This window comes from Clostridioides sp. LIBA-6822 (assembly GCF_056688955.1).
This window is the reverse complement of sequence record NZ_CP196995.1, coordinates 1483822-1507162: the sequence shown is the minus strand read 5'-3', so window position 1 is coordinate 1507162 and position 23341 is coordinate 1483822. Positions and strand designations below refer to the sequence as shown.

Below are 23341 nucleotides of genomic sequence, written 5' to 3'. Positions count from 1 at the left end.
TAAATCACCTCCTATAATCCCAAAGACATCTTTATAGCATATGCCACTGATATACCTGCATAATTTCCTAATACTCCACCAATTACTCCCATGACGACTGCCACACTTACAAGTGAATTCCATTTTGCAGATGCAGCTACTAAAGCTGAAGTTGGTCCATCAGCAATTGCTCCCACTATAGAGAGTATTACATATTGATATTTTATTTTTAAAAGTCTAGTTATACATAAATGGAAAACAAATGATGCAAAAATTATGCTAAAACAGTAAAGTGTTATGGTAAAAGTTGAACCTAAAAACTCTTTTATATCTACTGAAAAACCTATAGTGCATAAAAAGAATAATGCAACAAATAATCCTAAATCTAAATTCCCTTTTAGTTTTTTTACTGGCTTTAACTGAGCAATTATAATTGAAATAGTTGTAACTAAAAGAATTCTTGCTGCACTACTAAAGCTTGAATTGAAATATCCAGAAAGTATTGTTGCAATCTCTGTAACAACAAAACCTATAGCTAGCATCCAAGCGATGTCTTTAATACTCCACTCTTTTGACTCCATAAATTCTTCATTCTGACCATCCTCTAATTCTGATTCTTCTACATGATATGGCCAAAGTTTTTTAAACTTCTTTGAGTTTTTTAGTATAGCTGGTAGAGCAAACATAAATATTAATGTTGGTACTCCAATTACATAATCTGCTGCATTTGCCGCTGCAAGAGTCTGTCTACTTACATTAAGACCTGTCCCAATAGCTGTAAGATTAGCACTTCCTCCAGTATACGTACCCACAAACATTCCTGCAACCTTCCAACCTTCTGATATTTTTTCTGCAAATACAAGTCCAAATAAAAATGCCATGATACTTACAGTTAATACTGCTACAAAAATTGCAATTAAAGGCTCTCTTGATAACTTTGTCATTTCTTTTAAATCAACACTCATCAACATTATAGTCATAGAGACTGGAATGGCATATGTAGAAATAGTTCCATATAACTCAGTACTTACTGGAACTACTTTTAAGTTTGAGAGTATTATTCCCATTATAATTATTGTAAGTGCTGGTCCTAAACTCTTAATAGCTTTATATCTTTGTAAGTAAAAACCCAATGCAATCATTGATGTCATTATAGCAAGTATACTGCCTGTACTTGAAAAAAGTGTATTCATATTTAACCTCCAATTTTATCATAAGTTTACTTCTATTCCTAAGCCTGGTTTATTGACAAGATTCATAATATCTCCATCCATCACAAATCCTCCAGATATACCATTTAATTCTTCACAAAACATAAAACTATCAAGGTCAGCTTCTGTTATATTTTTTTTGGATGCAATTAAATTTGCTGCTGCTGTTATACCAATTCTCGTTTCAAGCATACATCCTAACATGCAATTTACACCACTTGACTCAGCTATGTTATTAATTTTTATAGCAGGATATATTCCTCCTGATTTCATTAGCTTAATATTAAATGTGTCAACTGCATTCTTTTTTATCGCTTTAATAGCATCTATTGGCGAATGTAGTGACTCATCTATCATAATTTTTGTACTACTCTTATCTCTTATGTAAGCAGTTCCATCTAAATCCCAATGTGGAAGTGCTTGTTCAATTGCATCAACACCAAATCTTTCTAATTTTTTGATAGTATTTATACTACTATTTACATTCCATCCTTGATTTGCATCAATTCTAATTCTTATACCTTCTCCAACCGCTTCTCTAATTAATTTTACAGCTTCAATATCATCTTCAGGGTTTATACCTGCTTTAAGCTTCAATATTCTAAATCCTTCATTAACTCTTTCTAAAGCCTCTCTTGCCATTTTTTCTGGCTTATCTATGCTTATAGTAATATCGGTTTGAACTTTATTATCAAAACCTCCAAGAACTTTATAAAGAGGTACATTCATAATTTTCCCTTTAATGTCGTATAAAGCTATATCAATAGCTGCTTTTGCGGAAGTGTTACCTATAATAATTCCATCCATGATTGTATGTATCAATTCAATATCCAATGGGTCTTTCCCTATTAGCTCTTTTTTAAACATCAGTAATATTGAAAGTACATTATCCAAAACTTCACCTGTAACTGCTGCAAGAGGAGCTGCTTCACCAAACCCACAATAACCTTCATCAGTTTCAATTTTTAAGATTATACTTTCACCATATTCAATTACTCCAAATGAAACTACCACAGGTTTTTTTAATTTAATTCTTAGTTTTTCAAATTTTATATCTGTTATCTTCATATTGCCCTCCTTTTTTTGAAGTTATAATTTAATTTTTTAATTTTTATACTTAAAATTATATTATTACTTCAATACATATGTCAAGACAATTTACTGAAAATTTATTATTTTCTAAAATATTTTTCAATAATCTTCTTTTAACTAATACTCCTATGATAAATTTTTACCTAGTATATTTTCTATTGTATTAATTCGGCAATAATTGATTTTCATATACTTTTATTTGCATTTAATTGATTTTTAATTGTCATAATTTTCTATTTATTCTTGTTGCCACTAATTCTATGTTATGCTATAATTACTTTGTTTTAATCTAATATTTATATTAATTTTATTATTTGGAGGTTCTTATGCTAGGTGAAAAGATGAGAAATATAAGAAAAAGCAAGAAAAAAACATTAAGTGATGTTTCCAAATTGACAGATTTATCTATAAGTTATATCTCTCAAATAGAAAGAGATGCTATTGAACCATCCTTGTCTTCATTGAGAAAAATTGCTGAAGTTTTAGATACTCCTTTATATATGTTTATGGATGATAATAATACTGATGATTTAGTCATTAGAAAAGAAGATAGAGTTATGATGAAATTTCCAAGGAGTGAAATGTTTTATGAGATAGTATCCCCAATGCCAACATCTGAATTTACTCCTTCAAGTTTACTTGTAGAGTTTGAACTTAAACCAGAAAGTGAAGATGCTAAGGATTGTATATATCATGCATCAGAGGAAATCATGGTAGTAACGAGTGGTATGGTTGATATTTGTATAGGCGAAAAAGTAGTAAGATTAAATACAGGTGATTCAACATTTATAAAGGCCAACATACCTCATAAAATCATCAATCCAAGTAAAGATACAACAGCTCGTGGATATGGTGTTATTTCTCCTCCAATTTGGCCTGTAAAATCTAAATAAACACTGTATAGTATACATACTTTTTCTAGACACTTCAAAATATTTAAATATAATTTTTGTTCTCAAATTGAAGTATTTATTTAAATTTATACTATCTACTTAAACTAAAAAATAGCTATTTGACTAACTAAACCATCTTAATTATGGTAAATAGTAAATAGCTATTTGTGAATTACGTTTTAAAATTTGATAAGAATTATGTTCATCAAGATTAAATTAAACTGCTATATCATTTAATACTTTTGCTTTGACAACTCTTATATTTTTCATACTCTTATAAATATCTTGAATCTTATCTTCTTGTTCTCTAAGCAATCTATGTGCTTCATATATATCTACAAATTCAAATTTTACTACATCATTTGGTTTTGCTTGTGCCAACTTATATAAATCTACACTTATTACATTCCCTATCTTAGTATAACCACCACTAGTTTGTCTATCTGATAGCATTATAATAGGTTTTCCATGTCCAGGTACTTGTATAGCTCCATAAGAAATACCATCAGATATAATATCTGCCCCATTAAGGTGCTTTATACTCTCTCCATCTAGTCTACAGCCCATTCTATCAATTTCATTTGTAACTTTGTATTCATTTGATAAGAACTTTTCTACTTCATCTTTAGAAAAAGCATCAAATTGAGGACCTTTTACAATTCTTAATACTATTTCTGAGTTATAATTTGGAATATATTTTGAATTCAATTTTTTATTTATTGTAAAATCTTTTTCCTGAATAAAAGTATTTATATAATCACCTTTTTTAAGTGCTCTACCTTCAAAACCACCAATCTTAGCTCTTGTATAGGTTGATTTACTACCCATTGCAAGTGGGACATCTATTCCACCAGCTATTGATACATATGCTCTAGCTCCTGATTTCACACCTCTAAATGATAATATGTCACCAGGATTTATTTGATATGACCTCCAGTTTTGAATCTCTTTTCCATTTATTCTGGCACCCAAATCTCCCCCAGTTACTGCTATTTGCGTATATTCATCAAATGTAATTGTAGGGCCCAACATTAAAACTTCTAAAGAAGCTTCATCTTCAGAATTTCCAACTAATATATTTCCCACTCTATGTGCATACTCATCCATTGCCCCACATCCAGATACACCATATTGTCCATATCCAACTCTACCTCTGTCTTGTATTAATGTTTGGAAACCTCCTAATTCAACTTTTAATCCCATATATACCACTCCCTGTACTATAACGATATTTAAATACTTAAATTACTTTTTTCAATTTCTATAAATTCATCTAATGTTATTGGAACAAATTTTATAAAATCTCCAGCTCTAAGTAAAATTTGTTCTTCTCTATTTTCATCATATAATTTTAAAGGTGTTCTACCAATTATTTGCCATCCACCAGGACTATCTATAGGATATACTCCTGTCTGAGAGCCTGCTATACCAACACTCCCACCATAAATTTTAGTTCTTGGAACCTCTAGTCTAGGTGTAGCTATTCTTTCATCCATCCCCCCTAGATATGGAAACCCAGGAGTAAATCCTAACATGTATATCAAATACTCTCTACTTGTGTGTATTTTTATAACCTCATCTACAGTAAGATTATTATGACTTGCAACATTTTCAATATCTATTCCAAAAACCTTATCATAACATACTGGAATCTCATGTATTTTAGGTTTTGGCAACTCTATACTTTCTAAATTATTTTCTATTTTTTTCAAATTCTCAATTAAGCTATCAAAGTCTATTTTTAGTGGATTATAACTTATCATAAGTGACCTATATGTTGGCACCATTTCTGTGACAATCCCTTTAAGATTCGATAGTTCTATTGCTCTCATAAATGAAATTACTTTTTTATTTATATCTTCTGATATCTCATTTCCAAATTCAGCAACTACTGCTTTATCTCCTGATAGCAAGTATCTAGTTTTCATAAATGTCACCTCTTCTAAATTAAGCAAATAAAGTACCTAGACTACTAAGAGAAGTTATTCCTGTATAGGCAGATATTAAAACTACTATTATTCCAAATATTAAAAGCCATGTAGGATGTTTGTAATCTCCAACAATATCTTTTCTTTTAGATGCTATAAGCATTATTCCTAATGTGATTGGAAGTATTAATCCATTTAAAGAACCTGCTAAAATTAATAAAGTTGCTGGTTTTCCTATAAATGCCATTATAAGTGTTGATATTGCTATAAATCCTATTATGAAATATTTTTCATACTTATCTATAAAAGGATTCAGTGTTTTTAAGAAAGAAACTGATGTATAAGCAGCTCCTATAACTGATGTAATCGCAGCAGACCATAATACAAGCCCAAAGAATTTATATCCTATTGCCCCTGCACTAAATTTAAAAGCTGAAGCAGCTGGATTTTCTGGGTCAAGTTGAAGACCTTTTGAAACTACTGCTAATATTGCTAAAAATAGAAGAACTCTCATCATTGTTGCAACTAATATTCCTAAAAGAGAAGATTTAGTTATTTCTTTTATATTTTCTTCTCCTGTTATTCCACCATCTATCAATCTATGTCCTCCAGCAAAAGTTATATAACCTCCAACACTTCCTCCAAGTAAAGTTATTATTGGGAATATAAGCCCTTTTGGATTCTCTGGTTTTACCATTTTAAAAACTGCTTCTCCAACAGGAGGATGATTTGATATTGCTACATATCCAACTATAATTATCATACCTAATGCTAAAAATTTAGTTATCTTATCTACTAGAGAATTTGAATTTTTTGACATAAATACAAATATTGCTATCAATCCACTTAATACAGTTCCAAGTGTCATATTCATATTAAACATTACATTCATACCAAGTGCAGCTCCACCAACATTTCCTATGTTAAAAGCTAATCCTCCAAGAGCTACTAAAAAAGCTACTAGATAACCTAGTCCAGGCACTATCTTATTTGCTATATCTTGCCCTCTAAGACCTGATACACCAATTACTCTCCATACATTTACTTGAGCTCCTATAAAAAGAATTGTTGTAATTAAGATTACAAATGAAAAACTTGGCCCAAAATCTTGAGTAAATTGCGCTGTCTGAGTTAAAAACCCAGGTCCAATTGCTGATGTTGCCATTATAAACGCAGCCCCTATAAGTGCGCCAACATCTTTTTTATTTTTTGTTTTATCAGTAATATTTTTTGTACTCATATTTTATCTCCCCCTCATATTATCAGTCTTATACTATGTTCTCTGATGAACAAGCTTCCATATCTTCTAATGGACAAACTTCTATATTTTCTAATTCAAAGCGTTTTCTTATCTCTTTAACAAACTCTATAGCCTTTGGATTATCCCCATGTACACATATAGAATCTGCTTTGATATGTATAACTTCACCTGTTAAAGTCTCTACAGTTCCTTCTTTTACCATCTTAACAACTCTATCTATTGCACATTTTGTATCATGTATAACTGCTCCTTCTACACTTCTTGGAACTAAAAATCCATTATTATCATAAGCTCTATCTGCAAATACTTCATTTGCATACTTAAGTCCAATCTCTTTAGCAGAATTTATCATTTCACTATTATATAACCCTAAAAGTATGATATCTTTGTTTACTTCATATATAGCCTCACAAATACCCATAGCTAAATCTTTATCTTTAGCTGCCATATTGTATAAAGCTCCATGTGGTTTTACGTGTTGTATGTTACATCCATTTGAGCTTGCAAAAGCCATTAAAGCTCCTAATTGGTATTTTGTATAATCTTTAGCTTCTTGCTTTGTTATTTTCATCTCACGTCTTCCAAATCCCATTAAATCTAGAAAACCTGGGTGTGCTCCTATTTTTACTCCATTTTCTTTAGCTAACTTTACTGTTTTATTCATATGATTAGGGTCACCTGCATGAAACCCACAAGCTATATTAGCTGATGAAATATATTTTAAAACTTCTTCATCTAAACCAACCTTATATGCTCCAAAACTTTCCCCTAAATCACTATTTAAATCTACTTTATACAATTTATGACCCCCCTCACTAACATTTTGATAGAATAAGTAGTTTTAATTTTTAAATTTTGTTTATTTTATATATTGCATGAAATATTTTATTACTTTTATTCAATTTTATTTTTGCAACTATTTCGTTGAATTTCATAATATAATTTTACCATTTGAGGGATATTTTTGCAATTATTTTAATATCACATTCATTTGTATTTCTTTTTCAAAAAATGTTTTTACCATTTTTTAGTTAATAATTAATCATTTTTACTTAAAACAAGGACTTTAGCTTTCATTTTTAAAGTATTTCTCAATTTTAATCACTTTATATGCAAGACAGAAGTATTTTTCTTCATTCATTTGTTTATTTCATTTATATAATTATCGTTTTTTGTAAATAAAATATCTTTATATTTTTATAAGTAAGTCTTTACATAGTTTTAAGTATAATAAAATCATGTATACTAAATGCATGTTAAAATATTATTTTAAAACATGGACAATATTTGTACATATTGTAGACATACAAACCTATAAATTATACAATAGTATTGTTAAGATTATATATTTTTTAACATAAATTTTGTATTGGGGGAAAAACAATGGATAAAAATTATACGATGCCAATATACCAAAAAATAGCGTTGGATATTGCAAATAAAATATATACAGGTGAAATACAAGAGGATTCAGTATTATTTGGACGTTCTGTTTTGGCTGGTAAATACAATGTATCTCCAGAAACTATAAGAAGAGCTGTTAAAATTTTAGAGGACATTGGTGTTGTTAAAAGTATAAAAGGTAAGGGTGTTATTGTACTATCTCCAGACAAAGCTTCTTCTTTTATAAAAAAATACAGGGATATTACAAACATATCATCATATAAATCAACACTTTATAATTTAATAGATACTAAATCTAATTTAGAGAATGAAATTTTAGATACTATAAATAAAATTTTAGATTATTCTAATAGACTTGAAATAATAAATCCTTTAGTGCCCGTTCAGTTCACAATAAATTCTAAATGTAAATATGTTGGACAAACAGCTGCACAAACTAAATTTTGGCAAAATACAGGTGCTACAATAGTTGCAATTAAAAGAGGTGAGGAACTTATAATATCTCCTGGCCCGTATATCGAGTTTTTAGATGGAGATATTCTCTTAGTCGTTGGAGACAAACATATTTACAACTCTATACCAATGTTCTTATATGAAAGTGAAAAATAAATTATATAATTTAGTATAATTGTATAAAACTGCAAGTAAACAATAAAAAAAGAGCTTCATATTTTTACATAAAGCTCTTTTTAAGTTCAAATAAATTTAGTTTCTGGCTAATTTTTAAATATCTACTTCATCTTCTTTTTCCCAGCTTAAAGCTCTTGATACAGCCTTTTTCCAACCTTTATATAATCTATTTCTCTTATCTTCATTCATATTTGGATTAAACTCTTTTTCTACTGACCATTTTGATGGGATTTCATTACTTCCAATATAGAATCCAACAGATAATCCTGCCAAATATGCTGCTCCTAAAGCTGTTGTTTCTACTATTTTTGGTCTATCTATATCTACATTTAATATGTCTGACTGAAATTGCATTAAAAAATTATTATTACTTGCTCCACCATCAACTTTTAATGACTTTAATTTCAATTTTGAATCATTTTGCATTGCTTCTAAGACATCTTTTGTTTGATAAGCAATTGATTCCAATGTCGCTCTTATTATATGTTCTTTTTTTGCACCTCTTGTGAGACCCAAGATTGACCCTCTAGCATACATATCCCAATATGGAGCTCCAAGACCTGTAAATGCTGGCACTACATATACACCATTAGTATCATCTACCCTATTTGCATACATTTCACTATCTTTCGCAGATTCAATTATCTTCAATTCATCTCTAAGCCATTGAATAGATGCTCCTCCAATAAATATACTTCCTTCTAGTGCATATGTCACTTTTCCATCAACGCCCCAAGCAATTGTTGTAAGCAGTCCATGTTTAGATTTAACTATGTTGCTACCTGTATTCATAAGTAGGAAGCAACCTGTTCCATAAGTATTTTTTGCAGTACCTTCTTCAACACAATTTTGACCAAATAATGCTGCTTGTTGGTCTCCTGCACATCCAGCAATAGGTATTTTAGCTCCTGATAGCATACGTTCATCTGTATGACCATAGACATAACTAGACGGTTTTACTGATGGTAACATGCTTATTGGTATATCCAGTTCTCGTAATATATCTTTATCCCATTCCAAACTATTTATATTGTACATCATCGTTCTAGATGCATTTGAGTAGTCTGTTACATGCACTTTTCCACGTGTCAAATTCCATATTAACCATGTGTCTATAGTTCCAAATAACAATTCTCCTTGTTCTGCTTTTTCTCTAGCACTTTCTACATTATCTAATATCCATTTTACTTTTGTTGCTGAAAAGTATGCATCTATTAAAAGACCAGTTTTTTCTTTTATTAGCTCTTCTAATCCTTTATGTTTAAGCTCATCACATATTTCTGATGTTCTCCTACACTGCCATACTATTGCATTATAAATCGGTTTCCCAGTATACCTACTCCAAACAACTGTAGTCTCTCTTTGATTAGTTATTCCTATTGAAGCAATTTCTTCTGGCCTTATGCCTGCTGTTTCTATAACTTCTCTCATTACTCCACTTTGTGAACCCCATATTTCCATAGGGTCATGCTCTACCCATCCAGCCTTTGGATAAATTTGTTTGAATTCTTTTTGTGCGATTTTTACTATTTCACCCTTTTTATTAAATAGTATAGCTCTTGAACTAGTTGTTCCTTGGTCTAATGCCATTACATACTTCTTTTCCATCACAGTATTCTCCTTATCACATAATAATATTTAATTTATTAAAAAGAAAAATCTAATATTACATATTTAAGTAAATAACCATACTTAAGTACAAATTTAATAGATTAGATACTTCTAATAAGACACTTATTTTATATCATATCTATATAATAATATTATACATTATAGCTTGCATATTGATTAATAAATTTTAAAGGTTTATAATAAACAGTGTTCATAATAATTTTAATAAACGAGGTGGTAATATGCCAAAGATTTTAGAAAATGTAAAAGAAGATATACTAAAAGTAGCTCGAGACATGATTCTAGAAGAAGAATACTCAAATATTAGCATAAGGAAAATAGCTCAAAGATGTGGTATAAGTGCAGGCACAGTATATAATTACTTTGATTCAAAACAAGAAATAATAGAATACATAACAAAATCGGAATGGGATTTACTACTAAGGCGAATTGAATACTCTAATAAAAACACTGAAGATTACATTAAAAAGCTAGACATTATTTTTACAGAAATAAGAAATTTTATAAACAAGGTTCATAATATTCAATACAATGATTTTCTAAACACTTTTGAGACTAAAAGGTTTTTTGAAATGAAAAAACATAAAGATGATTTTCATGAGCAGCTTTCAAATAAAGTATATGAGGCTTTAGAAAAAGAAAAGTTTTTTAATAATGATAAGTTAGTATGCAATATCATTATTAAAATGTTTTTTTCATATTCAACATACACTCATATAGAATTTAAAGATTTAAAACCCTATATTGAAAAATTAATACATTAAGGTGGTGTTTGCCTTGAATTCTAATACTAGTATTCAGAATAAGGATAGTAATCCAAAAATATTTTTAGTACTTACACTTTATCTTTTAGGTATATTTATGGGAGCTATTGATACAGGAATAGTGTCCCCTGCAAGAACTATTATACAGAATAGTCTTGGAGTAAATGAAAAGACAGGAATTTGGATGATTACCATATATACATTAACATATGCATCTGTAATTCCTATTTCTGGAAAGTTAGCAGATAAAATAGGAAGAAAATATGTGTATTTGGTTAGCATATTTCTATTTGGTAGTGGTTCATTAATATGTGGATTATCATCACTATTTTCCAATTTCAATATTTTACTAATTGGTCGTGTTATTCAGGCAATTGGTGGTGGCGGAATTATGCCTATTGCTACAGCAGAGTTTGGAACTACCTTCCCAGAGAATAAAAGAGGTATGGCTTTAGGTTTAGTTGGAGCAACGTATGGTATTGCCAATATTTTAGGTTCAAGTATTGGTAGCACAATTCTAAGTATATTTGGAACTCAAAATTGGAAGTGGCTATTTTTTGTAAACCTTCCGATTTGTTTAATCATACTTATTGGTGGAATTATGTGCATTAAAAATAATAAGTCTGCATCTACAGAAAAAATAGATAAACTAGGTACATTAATGTTGATATGTATAATTGTATCGTTATTGTATGGTCTTATGAATATAGACTTTTTTAACTTTACAAACTCTATACAAGATATATCAGTTTACCCTTACTTATTGGCATTTATTATACTTATACCTATTTTTATATTTATTGAAAATAAAGCTAAAGACCCTATTTTAAACTTTGAATATTTTTTAAACCCACGAATACTAATAGTTCTTATATTATCTTTGACTGTTGGTATTGGAATGATGGGTATGGTATTTGTTCCACAATATGCTGAAAATGCATTAAAAATAAATGCTGGTTCTGGTGGATATTTTGTCGCTATATTAGGATTATTTGCAGGTGTTGCTGCTCCTTTAAGTGGGAGACTTATTGATAAGTTTGGTGCAAAGAAAATACTGTTATTAGGATTTTCTGTATCTATGATAGGGTCTCTTTATCTAGTATTGATTGCACTAAAAACAAATACAGTATTTAGTGTATGTATAAGCCTAATGTTTATGGGATTAGGAATGGGATTTACTATGGGAACTCCTCTAAACTATATGATGTTATCAAATACAAGATTAGAAGAATCTAATTCAGCACTTGCAACATTATCTTTAATACGCTCAATTGGAACTTCAATTTCTCCAGCTATAATGATTGGATTTATAGCACATGCAGGACTATCTGTACAAGATAATATTATGGACTTAGTTGGGAAGCCATCAACACCTAAAATAGTTCAACTTGAAGAACTTGAGAATATGATAGATGATTTAAAGTCAGACCCTGAAATGGCAAAGAATTTAAAAGATGTCTTTATCCCAAATATGAATGATACATCAAATATCAGCATGGATATGACAGGTGGCAAACTCCCAAAATACTTATTGGATAAGGTTCAGACAGCAGATACAACTAATATTACCAATATCACAAAGGAAATATCAACAACAATGTTTGATGAAAAAGTTCCATCTGTAATTACTAAAATACAGTCAAATGTTCAAAAAGGAATAGATGGAACACAAAGTGGAATAAGTGGTATTGAGGAAGGTGAAAATAAGCTAAATAGTGGTATTAAAGGAATTCAAACTGGTATTGACAATATGATAAAAGCTAGAACTGGTATTGATCAAGGAATAGATGGTATAAAAAAAGGTATTGATGGTGTCAACAAAGGTATAAAAGGAATGGAACAAGGTCTTGTAAAGCAAGATAAAGCTATAAATGAATTGACAATCGCTTATAATAAAATACCTACTATACCACAAGGAAACACTCCTACTAATAATGAAAATAACTCAAATGACCAAGAACAAGATAATACTAGTAATTCTAATTCTGACAATAATAAAAATGATTCTACAGAAAATAAAAATAATAATTCTGGTGAGAATAAACCAAATTTAAATGAAAAAAAGGAAAGTTTAAATGCACAAATACAGAAATTAAAAAAAGCAAGAACTGAATTAAATACAAAGCTACAGAAAAGTAAAACTCAAAAGAAACAATTGAATAAAAAACTTAAAACAATGGAAACTCAAAAAAGGGAACTTCAAAGTAAACTAAATGATTCTATAAATAAAAAGAAAGACATGCAAAAAGGCCTTGATACAATGGAGCAGCAAAAAAAATCACTTCAGTCAGTTTTAGAAAAGACACAGGAAGTAAAAACTGAAATACCAAAGGCTTTTGATAAATCAAAATTAGATTATATAAATTCTATAGAAAGTAATAGAACAAAAATAGAGAATACACTACAGTCTACTCTAAATTCAGGATTTAAACAGATGTATATAACAGTATTCTGTATAAATTTACTTGCATTTATAATATTGTTGTTCTATAAAGAAAATAAAACTAAATAAAAAAGTGTTATAGTATTATATTGTAAATTTATCTTATATCTTAAATGTTTTGTCTTAAACGTTAAATTCCTAAATTTTTTATAATTGATTAATATAAACTACAATATAATACTATTTCTATTTTAATATTTTTCATTTTTATAATCAGTTAAAAAACGAACTTAGTTTATCAAAATATATTTATAAATTCTATTCACAACTCTTTCATCTTTCATACCTAACTACACCTATAGAAATATATATACAAATCAAAATAAAGCATATATTTTCAACTATAATATGTTAAAATCATAGTATGAGCACATTAATTTAAGTAAAATGTCAATTAGACTTTATTTTGTTAATTCTTCATATATAAACTTTAATATCTTTATTTTAAATGTCATTTTGACCTTAATTGTAAAAAGAAAGGAGTGTATTTTGTGGATACTTTAGGAAAAAGAATTGCTTATTTAAGAAATTCAAAAAAACTTACCCAGCGCAAACTTATGAATATTTTAAAGTTTGAAAATTTAGGTAAGTATGAAACTGGAGATAGAAAACCTAATTGCGATATACTAATGTCAATAGCTGACTATTTTGATGTTACGACTGACTGGCTTCTATATGGTAAAGAAAAAGTAAACTCCAACAATAGTGTAAAAGAAAATAAGGAAGATTACCTACATGTTACTGATGATGAGATGAAGATATTAAATCTATACAGACAACTAAATGAGCGTGATAAAATAAAAATAGAAGGAATACTTGAACTTAAGATATCTGAATATAAAGACTTAAAAAAGCATTCCTCTAATACTAATAAAGATAAAACGGTTTAAACATACATAATTTGATACGATTTTACACCATCTATTAACCTTCTTTTTTTGTAGCAAACTACTAAAATATGGATTTGAGCTATTTGAAAACAAGTATATTCTAAATTGAAATACATCTATAGTATTTATATTGCCTTATCCATATTTTAGTTTATGTATTTTGAAAAATATTGTACATTTCTATGTATTATTTATGTTACCAAGAAATGTACTATTCATGTTTTTAATTCTTCCAACATCTTTTTATATACAATTGTACATCCTCTGTAATTACCCTCTTTAAGAAGACTTGAACATGTACTAGAGTATTTAATTAATATATTCAATCTTTCCATATTTAAACTTTGTACACTATTGAGAGCTGTAATAAATTCATCAATTGCTCTACAGCACTCCATCACTACATCTGAATCTAATTTACACATAAGAATATTCACCTACTTCATATATCATTTATTAATCATCTTCTGAATATTCTATATTAAGCAATTGATAAATTGATGATTTGTATTTTTTACCCGTTCTTCTTCCATTTAAAATAGCTGACAAATAGTTTTCATTGACACCTATTTTCTTCGCTAATTCCCTTTGAGTCATATTTAATTCAATAAGCCTTTGTTTGACTTGTACTCCCAAAAAAGGTATCCATTTTTTTTGAGCCTCCATTTATCAACTTTCCTTTCTAAGTTATTTATACTTCCTTTTATTTTTAGTTTACACACCTCCCTCTTTTTAGTATATTTTTTTAATATGTACAAATATTAAGTACATAAATTTATTTGATACTAAATAAGATTTTTTGATTACTTTATGCTAAAATTAGGATGTAATTTCGTATCATTAAATTAATTATAAGGTCATTTTGACCTTAAGTCAATATTTTTTATGTCATTTTGACCTTTAATTTGCAACTATTTACATTTTAGAAAGTCTTTTTGACATTAATTGAATGGAGAGTGTTTATGGATACTTTAGGAGAGAGAATTGTTTATTTAAGAAAAACAAAAAACCTTAAGCAATATGAATTAGAAGAAATGTTAAGCTGTGATAACTTGAGTAAATTTGAGAGAAATATTAGAAAACCAAATTATGAAATATTAAAATCTATAGCTGAGATATTTAATGTTTCAGTAGACTGGCTATTAAATGGAGATAATCTATCACAAGAGCCAGATTTAATTTGCGATTCATCCTCAAACTATCCACTTAATAGCATAAACTCTAATGAAATAAATCTTTTAAATAACTTTAGAAAGTTAAGTGACTATGATAAAGCCAAAATAGAAGGTATGATTGAATTAAAACTTCATGAATATGAAAAAGAGAAAGATTTGAGAGAAACTGAATATAATAAAAATAAGGATGAGAAAATAGATAAATAATTTTTATGTTGCTTTTGATACGATTTTACATCATTTCTTAGTTCTAATATTTTTATTTCATTTATTTTCTTTTTTATAGTTTTATGATAAAATAATTAGTATATTTTGCTTTACTTGAATGTAATTATTTATACAAAAGTCAAACATAATATAAATGTGGTAAATTTTTAGTTTCAAGTAATATCTCGTTATTATAACTAAATATTTATTAAAATTAGGAGGATAAAATGGGCTTAAGAGACAAATTCGCGCAATCATTTGCTAGATCAAAAACTATGAGTGGCCCTGAGAAAAAGGCTAATGAAATAATGGGTAAATTGCTTCTTAAGAAAGCTATATTACCTATCGTTTTAATGTTCGTGATAATAATCGCTGGAGCTATGCTTAAAATTAATTCTTGGGTTACACTTGGCATAAATTTAGTTATTGCTGTTGGTGCTTTCTTCTACATAAGAAATTCTAGTAAAAAGTATCAGAACTTCAAACCTTATGTTGGCAATTTGATTAGTTTAGAGAAAAAAGGTAAAAAAGAGTATGTTGCTATTATAAAACAAGGTAAGTTACCAGTTAAGTTACAAATAGCTTATGGTGGTGAAGACCTTGAACATATTAAGAAAAATCAAATGGTTCAAATAAGTTATAATCCAGATGCTAAAATAGCTATTTTGGTTAATAGACAATAATTTAATAAAAAAAGAGGTAGCGTAATGCTACCTCTTTATGTTTTGTTTATTTTTTTACTTTTATTATTATATTATTTCAAATACTTTATTTAGTTTTGATTTGTTTAATTCTAATTTGTACAGTTTCATTTAGTTTTTTATTGATTTGATTCATTACAAGTTAATAACATTCTTATATATGTTTTTTTGCTTGTTTAAAATATACTTTAATTGTATTTTAAATATATCTTTCTAAATATTTTAGTACAAGTTCAAAAGTATCTTTTCTGTCTCTTCCAACAAATTCAATATACTTATTAGCACCTTTATTTATTGTTTTAGAAGCTTTCCCTCCTATAGAAAATATGTTAGTTGCTATTTCATTTTCATAGTCTTTTATATCGATTAATGTACTATTATTTATATAAAATGACATTATGGTTGCAATTGCTTTATCCACTTCTCCAGAATATAGTATTATGTTTTCAAATTTCTCTTGTGAAATATCTTCTTTTATACTTTTGTTTAATATTCCTTCTGCTATTAATTTTGCAATTGTATGTTTACTTCTAATATAATAATCTGTGTCTTCTTTACTATCTACAAAGCAAGTTTCAATTAGTATTGCTGGTGCTTTTGTATGATTAAGCCAGTATAAATCTCTTGTATCTTTTTTTGACCCTCGATTTTTAAATACTGTTGAAAGCTTTGTGTTTACTTTTTCTGCATATATTTTTCCATTATCTGTCTTATATATTGTTTCTGTTCCCATAGGATTTAGAGTTGTTCTATTAGCATTAAAATGGATTTGTACTGCTAGGTCTATGTCTTGTTTGTTGGCTATTTGACATTGTTCTGACAGGTAGTTATCTGATTTATCAATTTTTCCAGTATATGTTGTCGCACCTCCTAATTTTAGCCATTTTATTATTAAGTCTGTTAGGATTCTATTTTCTTTGCCTTCATCTATATACCCCACTGCTCCAGTTCCTTTTCCTGACAATGTATGTCCTGGAACTACTGCTACTTTCATGTTATACACCTTCTTTTTGTAACATATCTTTTATATCGGTTACATTTTCTTTTATTTCCTCTACATCTGTTTTCATTATTCCCATTTGAACAAGTACATTCTTATTTATTTCTTGCTGTTGTGTAGATAATTCTATAAAATTTTCTACAGTTTTTTTATACATATCCCTATCTTCTTTTTTCTCCTGCATAGTGTTTTTAAATAATAGAGCACATAGTATACCTATTGCCCCTAGGCTACTCAATTCTGTTATTAATTTATCCATTATATCCTCCTGCTGTCTAAATTTTTTACACTTATAACTTTAATTTTTGTTATATTTTCATGTCATACAATGTTATATTTTAAGTATTATTGTTTTAATTTTTAGTATTTTAAATTGTAGATATATTTTGTATATTGATTAGATATGCCTACAATTTACTAATATAACAAAAAATAAGTACAAGGCTCACTTATTAAAGTTAAGACCTTGTACTTTATATAAAAAAAATAACTAGTATATAGTTATTCTAAATTTATTATTCAACTGGTATTTCTAATTCTTTACATCTAATTCTAACTTGTTCTCTAATTACTGCTGGTACTTCTTCTATTGTTTTTTTTCCTCTTAGAATCAATGCTACATATACTTCTACCATTCCACTCTCACCTCCAGATTTTGTTACACTAAAAGTACTTATATTATTTATTTCCTCAACAGGATTTTGACTTAACAACATCTCATATATTTCTGCATTTGCTATAAAGTTGCTTGTTATATCGTCATCTTGCTTTATTTGACTTATACTTATATCAGAGATATCTTTATGTTGTACTTCTACTTTTCTACCTTGTTTGATTTGCTCTATTTTATTTTTATCAAATTTAAACAATTTTTACACCTCCATTTTAAGCTTGTGGCTCGTTGTTTTCAGCATCATATCTAAAAATCATAGATGGACGTTTTATAGCTGTCCATTTGTCTCCTTTTTCTACTATGATTTTAGGTTGAGCACTTTTTATATTGGCTTCTTCTAATTCATATATTTCTTGATAACTTGAGTCTGATTTTTTAATTTCAACTAGTTTCATATCTTTGAATAAGTCAGATTTATTTATTTTTACTTGAACCTTGGTTTTATTTATCAATTGATATATAGGGTCTCCAAAATTTAAATCTTCTTCAAGTCCTCTATCTAGTGTAATCGTAATATCTTGTTCATTAGATGTTGTATTGACTACCTTATACATTCTATTTCCTATCATAACATAAGAGTCTTTAATTATAGAATTTCCAGTACTCTCTTTAAAAATGAATAAAGATGCATATAAATCATCACCTTTACAATAAGCTCTAAATAGTATCTTATTTTCTCCTATTTTAATTTTATCTGTTGGTATCTCAAATGATATCTTCTCAGTAGTTAAATCACTTACAGATTTTATACTTTCTCCATTTATAAGCATCTCTATTCTGCTTATATCTTTATTTGGGTCTTGTATTTTTATCTTAATTGATGAAATTGACTTTTCAGTAATTTCTATAGCAGCATTTGTTGTTCCTACTTCTGATATAATATATAATGTATTGTCTGTTACAAGTACATCTTTTACTGTATTTACATCTTCTGAAATAGGTACTATAGTAAATTCTTTTAAAAACTCTACTGGTTGTTCAATCTTATAAACCTCTCTATTTTTTCCAGTAACCCACACTGAATTGTCATTTTTAAGTACTAATATATGGTCACTTCCATATGACTTTATTTCCCTTATATCTGTTAGTGCTTTTGTAAAGAACTTGATTATAGTATTTTCACTATCACTTCCCAGTCCCAAGGCACCCTTGTCATTATACCCTTGTACAAATAATTCATTGCCTGTAGTTACTACTAAGGTATAGTTCTTACCACAATGTACCTCTTTACAGCTAGATACAGTTGTAATTCTTTGTAATTCACTAACTGGGTTATTATGACCTATGCCTAATTGATATTCAGAGTTTTTCCCAATTGACCAAAGGCTATCATCAGATTTTATAAAATAAGTAAAATTATCTCCACATGAAACATGTTTTACATCTGATACATTAATCTGTACAAATTCATCTACTTGATTTATAGATAAATCTTGTAATAACTCTCCATGATAGTTTGTACCACATCCGTACATTGTTCCATCATTAAGTAATATAATAATATGAGTTTTAGAAATAGACACCTCTTTTATATTTTCATATGGAAGTTCAGTATAAAGGTCTCCTTTATATAAATTTCCTAATACAAGACCATAGTCAATATCTTTTGTAGTTGGTATAATTATCTTATTATTTAAAAGTATGAAGTTATGTCTATTTTTAATAGATGTTATATCGCCCATTACAAAGTTCATGTGTTTATAGTTAAAGATTCGATTATCATTATTTCTGCTATCGTATCTATTTCCAACACCCAGTTGTCCATAATTATTTAATCCACAAATATATATATCATTAGTATCTTTTATTGCTATATTGGCATATTCTAAAGAAAGAATTTTCTTTACTCTTGTGTTGGTCTTTATAAATGTATCTCTTTTAGTTACATCACCAACACCTAATTGCCCATAATCATTTGAACCTGTGCCATATAAATCACCATTATCACTTACATAATATCCACATCTATAACTCATACTTATGTCTTTTGCTTTTGATGCTATTTTTTTAATCTTTTCTGGTGTTTCACTTCCTGTACCTGAACCATTACTACATTTACCCGCAGTATATACATCACCTTCACTTGTAAGCAAAAGTACTGCATTGTTTCTATTTGGAGTTACTTTTACTACATTTGAAATTGGAATTTCAGAAAATGCACTTTGGTTGCTATTACTATTTAGTCCTAGGCAATAGTCAGTATTTAGCCCTGTACTATATGCAGTATTATAGATTGTTATTATATAAGTATTTATTTCATTTGGTATGACTTCCTTTACATTTTCCATACATTTTATAAAACTATATTGGTCAGTAGTATTTCCCATACCTAATTGTGAATTATTATTGTATCCGCAACAATATGCAATATTTGTATCTTTTACAATGAATGTTGTTGTATCTGAGCAGTATACATCTCTTACATTTGTTATGTTATTTACAGTAAATGTTAGTACATCTGGATGATTACTTTCACTTCCTAGACCTAGTTGCCCATGAGTATTTTCTCCACATGAATATAGTGTGTTATCATCTTTAATTGCATGTGAGTGAGTAGTGCCTAAGACTACATCTCTTACATTTTGTATGTTTACTTTGGTAAATGTATTTCTATTTACTATATCACCCAATCCTAACTGTCCTTTGGTATTTAATCCTGTAGAGTATAGTGTGCCATCATTTTTTATTGCAAATGTTGTGTTTCCATCTATACTTGTTGATATTTTCTTTATATTATCAAGATTTATTTGAGTAAACTTATTTCTATTTATTGTATCTCCTAGACCTAATTGTCCAGAACTATTATTTCCTGTGGCATAGGCTGTTCCATCATTTTTGACTATAAACATTGTATTTCTTGATGTTGTGATTTCTTTTATGTCATCCATAAATATAAATGAATTTGATTGTTCAGTTATATTTGTGAATTTTTTTACTGGTTCATTGTTATATTCTCCTATACCTAGTTTGTTATTTTGATTCATTCCTGTTACATATATATTGTTATTTTTATCTACTACTACTACTGTATTATTTTTTACAATTATATCTTTTATGTCTTTTAATCCTGTATCATAATTACTTGCATTACTTATACTAGTTGAGCTCCCAAACTCTCCATTATTAGATTTTCCATATCCTTTTAATAAACTTTCTCCAGAATAATTCTTTAGAATAAATCCTCCTCCTAATGCTGCTAAACCATTGCTACTGTCACTAAAATAACTAGTCCAACTTTGGCTAGTTACTCCATAGGTTGTGCAGTCTCCTGTACATCTAATTGTAGAATTATTTTGTGCTAAATATAAAATATTTTTACTATTTCCTATAATGTTTTTTGCATTGTCAAATATAGAACAACGAATTAATTTGTATGTCCATTGATAACAAGTATATTCTACGCCATCTGAATTTGTATAATAGATACCAGTGTTATTAACAAATCTCAGACTATCATTTTCAGATGTTGATGAAGTATTATCATAATTAAGATTATTCTCACCTATACAATAAGCTAATCCACTTTCATTGAAAAATATACATCCATGATAAAAGACAAATAAATTTATTAATTTAGTTTGAGTTGTACCATAAAAATTTAGTGTTCTATATGATGTATTCCAAGCATTATATCCATTCTTCTTATATGATGAACTATTACTAGGTGCGTAATATCCACCACTCCCATTATATGAATATCCTATAGTCTTAGCAACTCCAGATGAATCTAATATATATAAAGTATCATACCATGTAGCTATTTTTTCTACATTACTGACTCTAGTATCTTTATATGGATAATTTCTACTATCACCATAAACTATATAAGATTGATTACCCCAACCATATAATTCCTTTGAATGATTTAATGCTACAATATAATTACTTTCTACACAAAATTCTTTTACATTTTCTATCTCAATTTTTGTAAATATATTTCTATTTGTATTGTCCTTTAACCCTAATATACCAGAACTATTGTATCCACAAGAATATAAAGTTCCATTATTCTTAAGAACAAAAGTAGAATTTCCATTTCCCTTTACATCCAAAACATTATCTATATCTACTTTGGTCATAATTGACCTATTAATAGTATCTCCCAGTCCTAGCTGTCCATAATTATTTAACCCACAAGCATACAATGTTCCATCATTCATAACAATAAACATATTGCTATCTGTTAACTCTATCTTCTTATAATCCTGAAAATTATCACTTAACTTTACATTTAAAAACTCACTATTATCTTTAGTAACATATAAATAATCATCATTAACCAATAATCCTGAATAATTATCTAAATTTGAAGACTGTATCTTTGAAAACTCATATAAAAAAGTTGTATGAAAGAATGAACCAAGTTGACCTGATAAATTACATCCACATACAAATATCTCTTTTGAACTATTTATTAAGAGGTTAAATTTAGAACCACACTTAATATCTTTTATATTTTCTATATTAACCTTAGTAAAAGTATTTCTTGATGCTATATCTTTATTAGCATTAGCTAGTTGACCATAATTGTTTTGTCCTGTACTAAATAGTGTATTATCATATTTTAATATCATAGTATGATTATTTCCACAAGAAACATACTTGACATTATTTATATTCGAAAGAGTAAATACAATCGAATTATTATTATTTCCTGTACCAAGCTGACCAACACCATTATAACCTGTAGTATACATAGTTCCATCATTCTTGATAAGTATTGTATGACTACTACCACATGCTATCTGTTTTACATTGTCCATACCTTCTATTTTATTAAAAACACTTTTATTCAAAGTACTATTAATTCCCAATTGACCACTTGAATTTAACCCACATGCATGTGCTGTTCCATCCATTTTTATAATGAATACAGATTGATTATAAGTTACTACATCCTTTACACTATCTATATTTACTTTAGTAAAAGTAGCTCTATTGTTAGTATCACCTAATCCAAGTTGACCACTTAAATTTAACCCTGCTGAATATAGAGTTCCATCATTTTTAAGTACAAAAGTAAAGTCATAACCACATGCAACAGATTTTACATCATCTATTGGTAACTTAGTAAACTCATAATACACTGTAGACTCAATTACTCCCAATTGACCTACATTACTTGTTCCTGCTCCATATGCAAATCCATCTTTAGTCACTGCTACACTATGTTTTGAGCCACAAGATACATATTTTACATTGTCAATCTTTACTTTGCTAAACATCCTTCTTTCTGATGAATCTTTTCCCACACCTAATTGAAAACCTGTGTTGTCTCCACAAGCATATAAGTTACCATCTGACTTTAATCCAAAGGTACTATTACTTATACCAGCAAAAAATTCTACGAAATCATAATCGTTATATCTTTTATCAAAATCATCAACCAATATGTTCTTATCGTTAAAATAAGCACCACGTTGTAAAAGTTTATTTTGCTTCATTATCAAAACTACCC

At 28.3% G+C, this 23341-nt stretch carries 20 protein-coding genes; 7 read left to right on the top strand and 13 right to left on the bottom strand.

Translation table 11 applies throughout. The annotated features are described in order from the left end of the window. Window positions 1-11: 11 nt before the first annotated feature. Both ACTG48_RS07260 and ACTG48_RS07255 read right to left on the bottom strand, forming a co-directional pair. The gene (locus tag ACTG48_RS07260; protein ID WP_479918457.1) at window positions 12-1172 is read right to left on the bottom strand and encodes a DUF819 family protein; all 1161 of its coding nucleotides are present in this window, start codon (window positions 1170-1172) and stop codon (window positions 12-14) included. A gap of 18 nt (window positions 1173-1190) precedes the next feature. Further along, window positions 1191-2258, bottom strand: coding sequence for a mandelate racemase/muconate lactonizing enzyme family protein (locus ACTG48_RS07255; protein WP_021384139.1), 1068 nt, complete (start codon window positions 2256-2258; stop codon window positions 1191-1193). Window positions 2259-2608: 350 nt separating this feature from the next. Between ACTG48_RS07255 and ACTG48_RS07250 the strand changes: the two genes are divergently transcribed. Then, the gene (locus ACTG48_RS07250; RefSeq protein WP_021384131.1) at window positions 2609-3175 is read left to right on the top strand and encodes a helix-turn-helix domain-containing protein; all 567 of its coding nucleotides are present in this window, start codon (window positions 2609-2611) and stop codon (window positions 3173-3175) included. 216 nt (window positions 3176-3391) lie between these two features. On the opposite strand, the gene ACTG48_RS07245 is transcribed toward ACTG48_RS07250, so the two are convergent. The 4 genes from ACTG48_RS07245 to ACTG48_RS07230 are packed head-to-tail and all read right to left on the bottom strand — an operon-like array spanning window position 3392 to window position 7163. Beyond that, window positions 3392-4378 (bottom strand): 5-oxoprolinase subunit C family protein, encoded by a 987-nt coding sequence (locus ACTG48_RS07245; RefSeq protein WP_479918456.1) that lies wholly within the window; start codon window positions 4376-4378, stop codon window positions 3392-3394. A gap of 29 nt (window positions 4379-4407) precedes the next feature. Next, window positions 4408-5103: a 5-oxoprolinase subunit PxpB gene (gene pxpB, locus ACTG48_RS07240; protein ID WP_021384119.1), complete on the bottom strand. Its 696-nt coding sequence runs from the start codon at window positions 5101-5103 to the stop codon at window positions 4408-4410. A gap of 19 nt (window positions 5104-5122) precedes the next feature. Then, window positions 5123-6343 (bottom strand): NRAMP family divalent metal transporter, encoded by a 1221-nt coding sequence (locus tag ACTG48_RS07235; protein ID WP_021384142.1) that lies wholly within the window; start codon window positions 6341-6343, stop codon window positions 5123-5125. Between the two features lie 28 nt (window positions 6344-6371). Next, window positions 6372-7163 (bottom strand): LamB/YcsF family protein, encoded by a 792-nt coding sequence (locus ACTG48_RS07230; RefSeq protein WP_479918455.1) that lies wholly within the window; start codon window positions 7161-7163, stop codon window positions 6372-6374. A 584-nt stretch (window positions 7164-7747) separates the two neighbouring features. Between ACTG48_RS07230 and ACTG48_RS07225 the strand changes: the two genes are divergently transcribed. Next, window positions 7748-8377 (top strand): GntR family transcriptional regulator, encoded by a 630-nt coding sequence (locus ACTG48_RS07225; protein WP_021384134.1) that lies wholly within the window; start codon window positions 7748-7750, stop codon window positions 8375-8377. Window positions 8378-8491: 114 nt separating this feature from the next. On the opposite strand, the gene glpK is transcribed toward ACTG48_RS07225, so the two are convergent. Further along, on the bottom strand, window positions 8492-10006 hold the full coding sequence (gene glpK, locus ACTG48_RS07220) for a glycerol kinase GlpK (RefSeq protein ID WP_479918454.1): 1515 nt from the start codon (window positions 10004-10006) through the stop codon (window positions 8492-8494). Between the two features lie 245 nt (window positions 10007-10251). Here glpK and ACTG48_RS07215 point away from each other — a divergent pair, with 245 nt between their 5' ends. The 3 genes from ACTG48_RS07215 to ACTG48_RS07205 all read left to right on the top strand — a co-directional run bounded on the left by ACTG48_RS07215 (window position 10252) and on the right by ACTG48_RS07205 (window position 14127). After that, the gene (locus ACTG48_RS07215; protein WP_479918453.1) at window positions 10252-10794 is read left to right on the top strand and encodes a TetR/AcrR family transcriptional regulator; all 543 of its coding nucleotides are present in this window, start codon (window positions 10252-10254) and stop codon (window positions 10792-10794) included. Window positions 10795-10798: 4 nt separating this feature from the next. After that, the gene (locus ACTG48_RS07210) at window positions 10799-13306 is read left to right on the top strand and encodes an MDR family MFS transporter (RefSeq protein ID WP_479918452.1); all 2508 of its coding nucleotides are present in this window, start codon (window positions 10799-10801) and stop codon (window positions 13304-13306) included. 413 nt (window positions 13307-13719) lie between these two features. After that, window positions 13720-14127 carry a helix-turn-helix domain-containing protein gene (locus ACTG48_RS07205; protein ID WP_479918451.1) on the top strand — a complete coding sequence of 136 codons (408 nt, stop codon included), beginning with the start codon at window positions 13720-13722 and terminating at the stop codon, window positions 14125-14127. Between the two features lie 215 nt (window positions 14128-14342). Here the strand turns inward: ACTG48_RS07205 and ACTG48_RS07200 are convergent, their stop codons facing one another. After that, complete coding sequence (locus ACTG48_RS07200) at window positions 14343-14552, bottom strand: hypothetical protein (RefSeq protein WP_479918450.1); 210 nt, start codon at window positions 14550-14552, stop codon at window positions 14343-14345. Between the two features lie 31 nt (window positions 14553-14583). Beyond that, window positions 14584-14793, bottom strand: coding sequence for a helix-turn-helix transcriptional regulator (locus ACTG48_RS07195; protein ID WP_021384075.1), 210 nt, complete (start codon window positions 14791-14793; stop codon window positions 14584-14586). 296 nt (window positions 14794-15089) lie between these two features. Here ACTG48_RS07195 and ACTG48_RS07190 point away from each other — a divergent pair, with 296 nt between their 5' ends. Both ACTG48_RS07190 and ACTG48_RS07185 read left to right on the top strand, forming a co-directional pair. Then, complete coding sequence (locus tag ACTG48_RS07190) at window positions 15090-15509, top strand: helix-turn-helix domain-containing protein (RefSeq protein ID WP_479918449.1); 420 nt, start codon at window positions 15090-15092, stop codon at window positions 15507-15509. 227 nt (window positions 15510-15736) lie between these two features. Continuing rightward, the gene (locus ACTG48_RS07185; protein WP_021384080.1) at window positions 15737-16192 is read left to right on the top strand and encodes a hypothetical protein; all 456 of its coding nucleotides are present in this window, start codon (window positions 15737-15739) and stop codon (window positions 16190-16192) included. Between the two features lie 217 nt (window positions 16193-16409). Here the strand turns inward: ACTG48_RS07185 and ACTG48_RS07180 are convergent, their stop codons facing one another. The 4 genes from ACTG48_RS07180 to ACTG48_RS07165 all read right to left on the bottom strand — a co-directional run bounded on the left by ACTG48_RS07180 (window position 16410) and on the right by ACTG48_RS07165 (window position 23327). Then, the gene (locus ACTG48_RS07180; RefSeq protein WP_479918448.1) at window positions 16410-17204 is read right to left on the bottom strand and encodes an N-acetylmuramoyl-L-alanine amidase; all 795 of its coding nucleotides are present in this window, start codon (window positions 17202-17204) and stop codon (window positions 16410-16412) included. A 1-nt stretch (window position 17205) separates the two neighbouring features. Continuing rightward, window positions 17206-17469 carry a hypothetical protein gene (locus tag ACTG48_RS07175; protein WP_479918447.1) on the bottom strand — a complete coding sequence of 88 codons (264 nt, stop codon included), beginning with the start codon at window positions 17467-17469 and terminating at the stop codon, window positions 17206-17208. Between the two features lie 256 nt (window positions 17470-17725). Continuing rightward, a complete protein-coding gene (locus tag ACTG48_RS07170; protein ID WP_479918446.1) occupies window positions 17726-18079 on the bottom strand; it encodes a CD1375 family protein in 354 nt (117 codons plus the stop codon). Between the two features lie 16 nt (window positions 18080-18095). After that, window positions 18096-23327: an RCC1 domain-containing protein gene (locus tag ACTG48_RS07165; protein ID WP_479918445.1), complete on the bottom strand. Its 5232-nt coding sequence runs from the start codon at window positions 23325-23327 to the stop codon at window positions 18096-18098. Between the last annotated feature and the right edge of the window lie 14 nt (window positions 23328-23341).

What these genes read in the sequence shown, in the direction of transcription:
- ACTG48_RS07250 (WP_021384131.1), top strand. Translation starts at nt 2,609, where the DNA reads ATGCTAGGTGAAAAGATGAGAAATATAAGAAAAAGCAAGAAAAAAACA.
- pxpB (WP_021384119.1), bottom strand. Translation starts at nt 5,103, where the DNA reads ATGAAAACTAGATACTTGCTATCAGGAGATAAAGCAGTAGTTGCTGAA.
- ACTG48_RS07175 (WP_479918447.1), bottom strand. Translation starts at nt 17,469, where the DNA reads ATGGATAAATTAATAACAGAATTGAGTAGCCTAGGGGCAATAGGTATA.
- ACTG48_RS07180 (WP_479918448.1), bottom strand. Translation starts at nt 17,204, where the DNA reads ATGAAAGTAGCAGTAGTTCCAGGACATACATTGTCAGGAAAAGGAACT.
- ACTG48_RS07185 (WP_021384080.1), top strand. Translation starts at nt 15,737, where the DNA reads ATGGGCTTAAGAGACAAATTCGCGCAATCATTTGCTAGATCAAAAACT.
- ACTG48_RS07165 (WP_479918445.1), bottom strand. Translation starts at nt 23,327, where the DNA reads ATGAAGCAAAATAAACTTTTACAACGTGGTGCTTATTTTAACGATAAG.
- ACTG48_RS07195 (WP_021384075.1), bottom strand. Translation starts at nt 14,793, where the DNA reads ATGGAGGCTCAAAAAAAATGGATACCTTTTTTGGGAGTACAAGTCAAA.
- ACTG48_RS07215 (WP_479918453.1), top strand. Translation starts at nt 10,252, where the DNA reads ATGCCAAAGATTTTAGAAAATGTAAAAGAAGATATACTAAAAGTAGCT.
- ACTG48_RS07190 (WP_479918449.1), top strand. Translation starts at nt 15,090, where the DNA reads ATGGATACTTTAGGAGAGAGAATTGTTTATTTAAGAAAAACAAAAAAC.
- ACTG48_RS07245 (WP_479918456.1), bottom strand. Translation starts at nt 4,378, where the DNA reads ATGGGATTAAAAGTTGAATTAGGAGGTTTCCAAACATTAATACAAGAC.
- ACTG48_RS07225 (WP_021384134.1), top strand. Translation starts at nt 7,748, where the DNA reads ATGGATAAAAATTATACGATGCCAATATACCAAAAAATAGCGTTGGAT.
- ACTG48_RS07255 (WP_021384139.1), bottom strand. Translation starts at nt 2,258, where the DNA reads ATGAAGATAACAGATATAAAATTTGAAAAACTAAGAATTAAATTAAAA.
- ACTG48_RS07235 (WP_021384142.1), bottom strand. Translation starts at nt 6,343, where the DNA reads ATGAGTACAAAAAATATTACTGATAAAACAAAAAATAAAAAAGATGTT.
- ACTG48_RS07260 (WP_479918457.1), bottom strand. Translation starts at nt 1,172, where the DNA reads ATGAATACACTTTTTTCAAGTACAGGCAGTATACTTGCTATAATGACA.
- glpK (WP_479918454.1), bottom strand. Translation starts at nt 10,006, where the DNA reads ATGGAAAAGAAGTATGTAATGGCATTAGACCAAGGAACAACTAGTTCA.
- ACTG48_RS07200 (WP_479918450.1), bottom strand. Translation starts at nt 14,552, where the DNA reads ATGTGTAAATTAGATTCAGATGTAGTGATGGAGTGCTGTAGAGCAATT.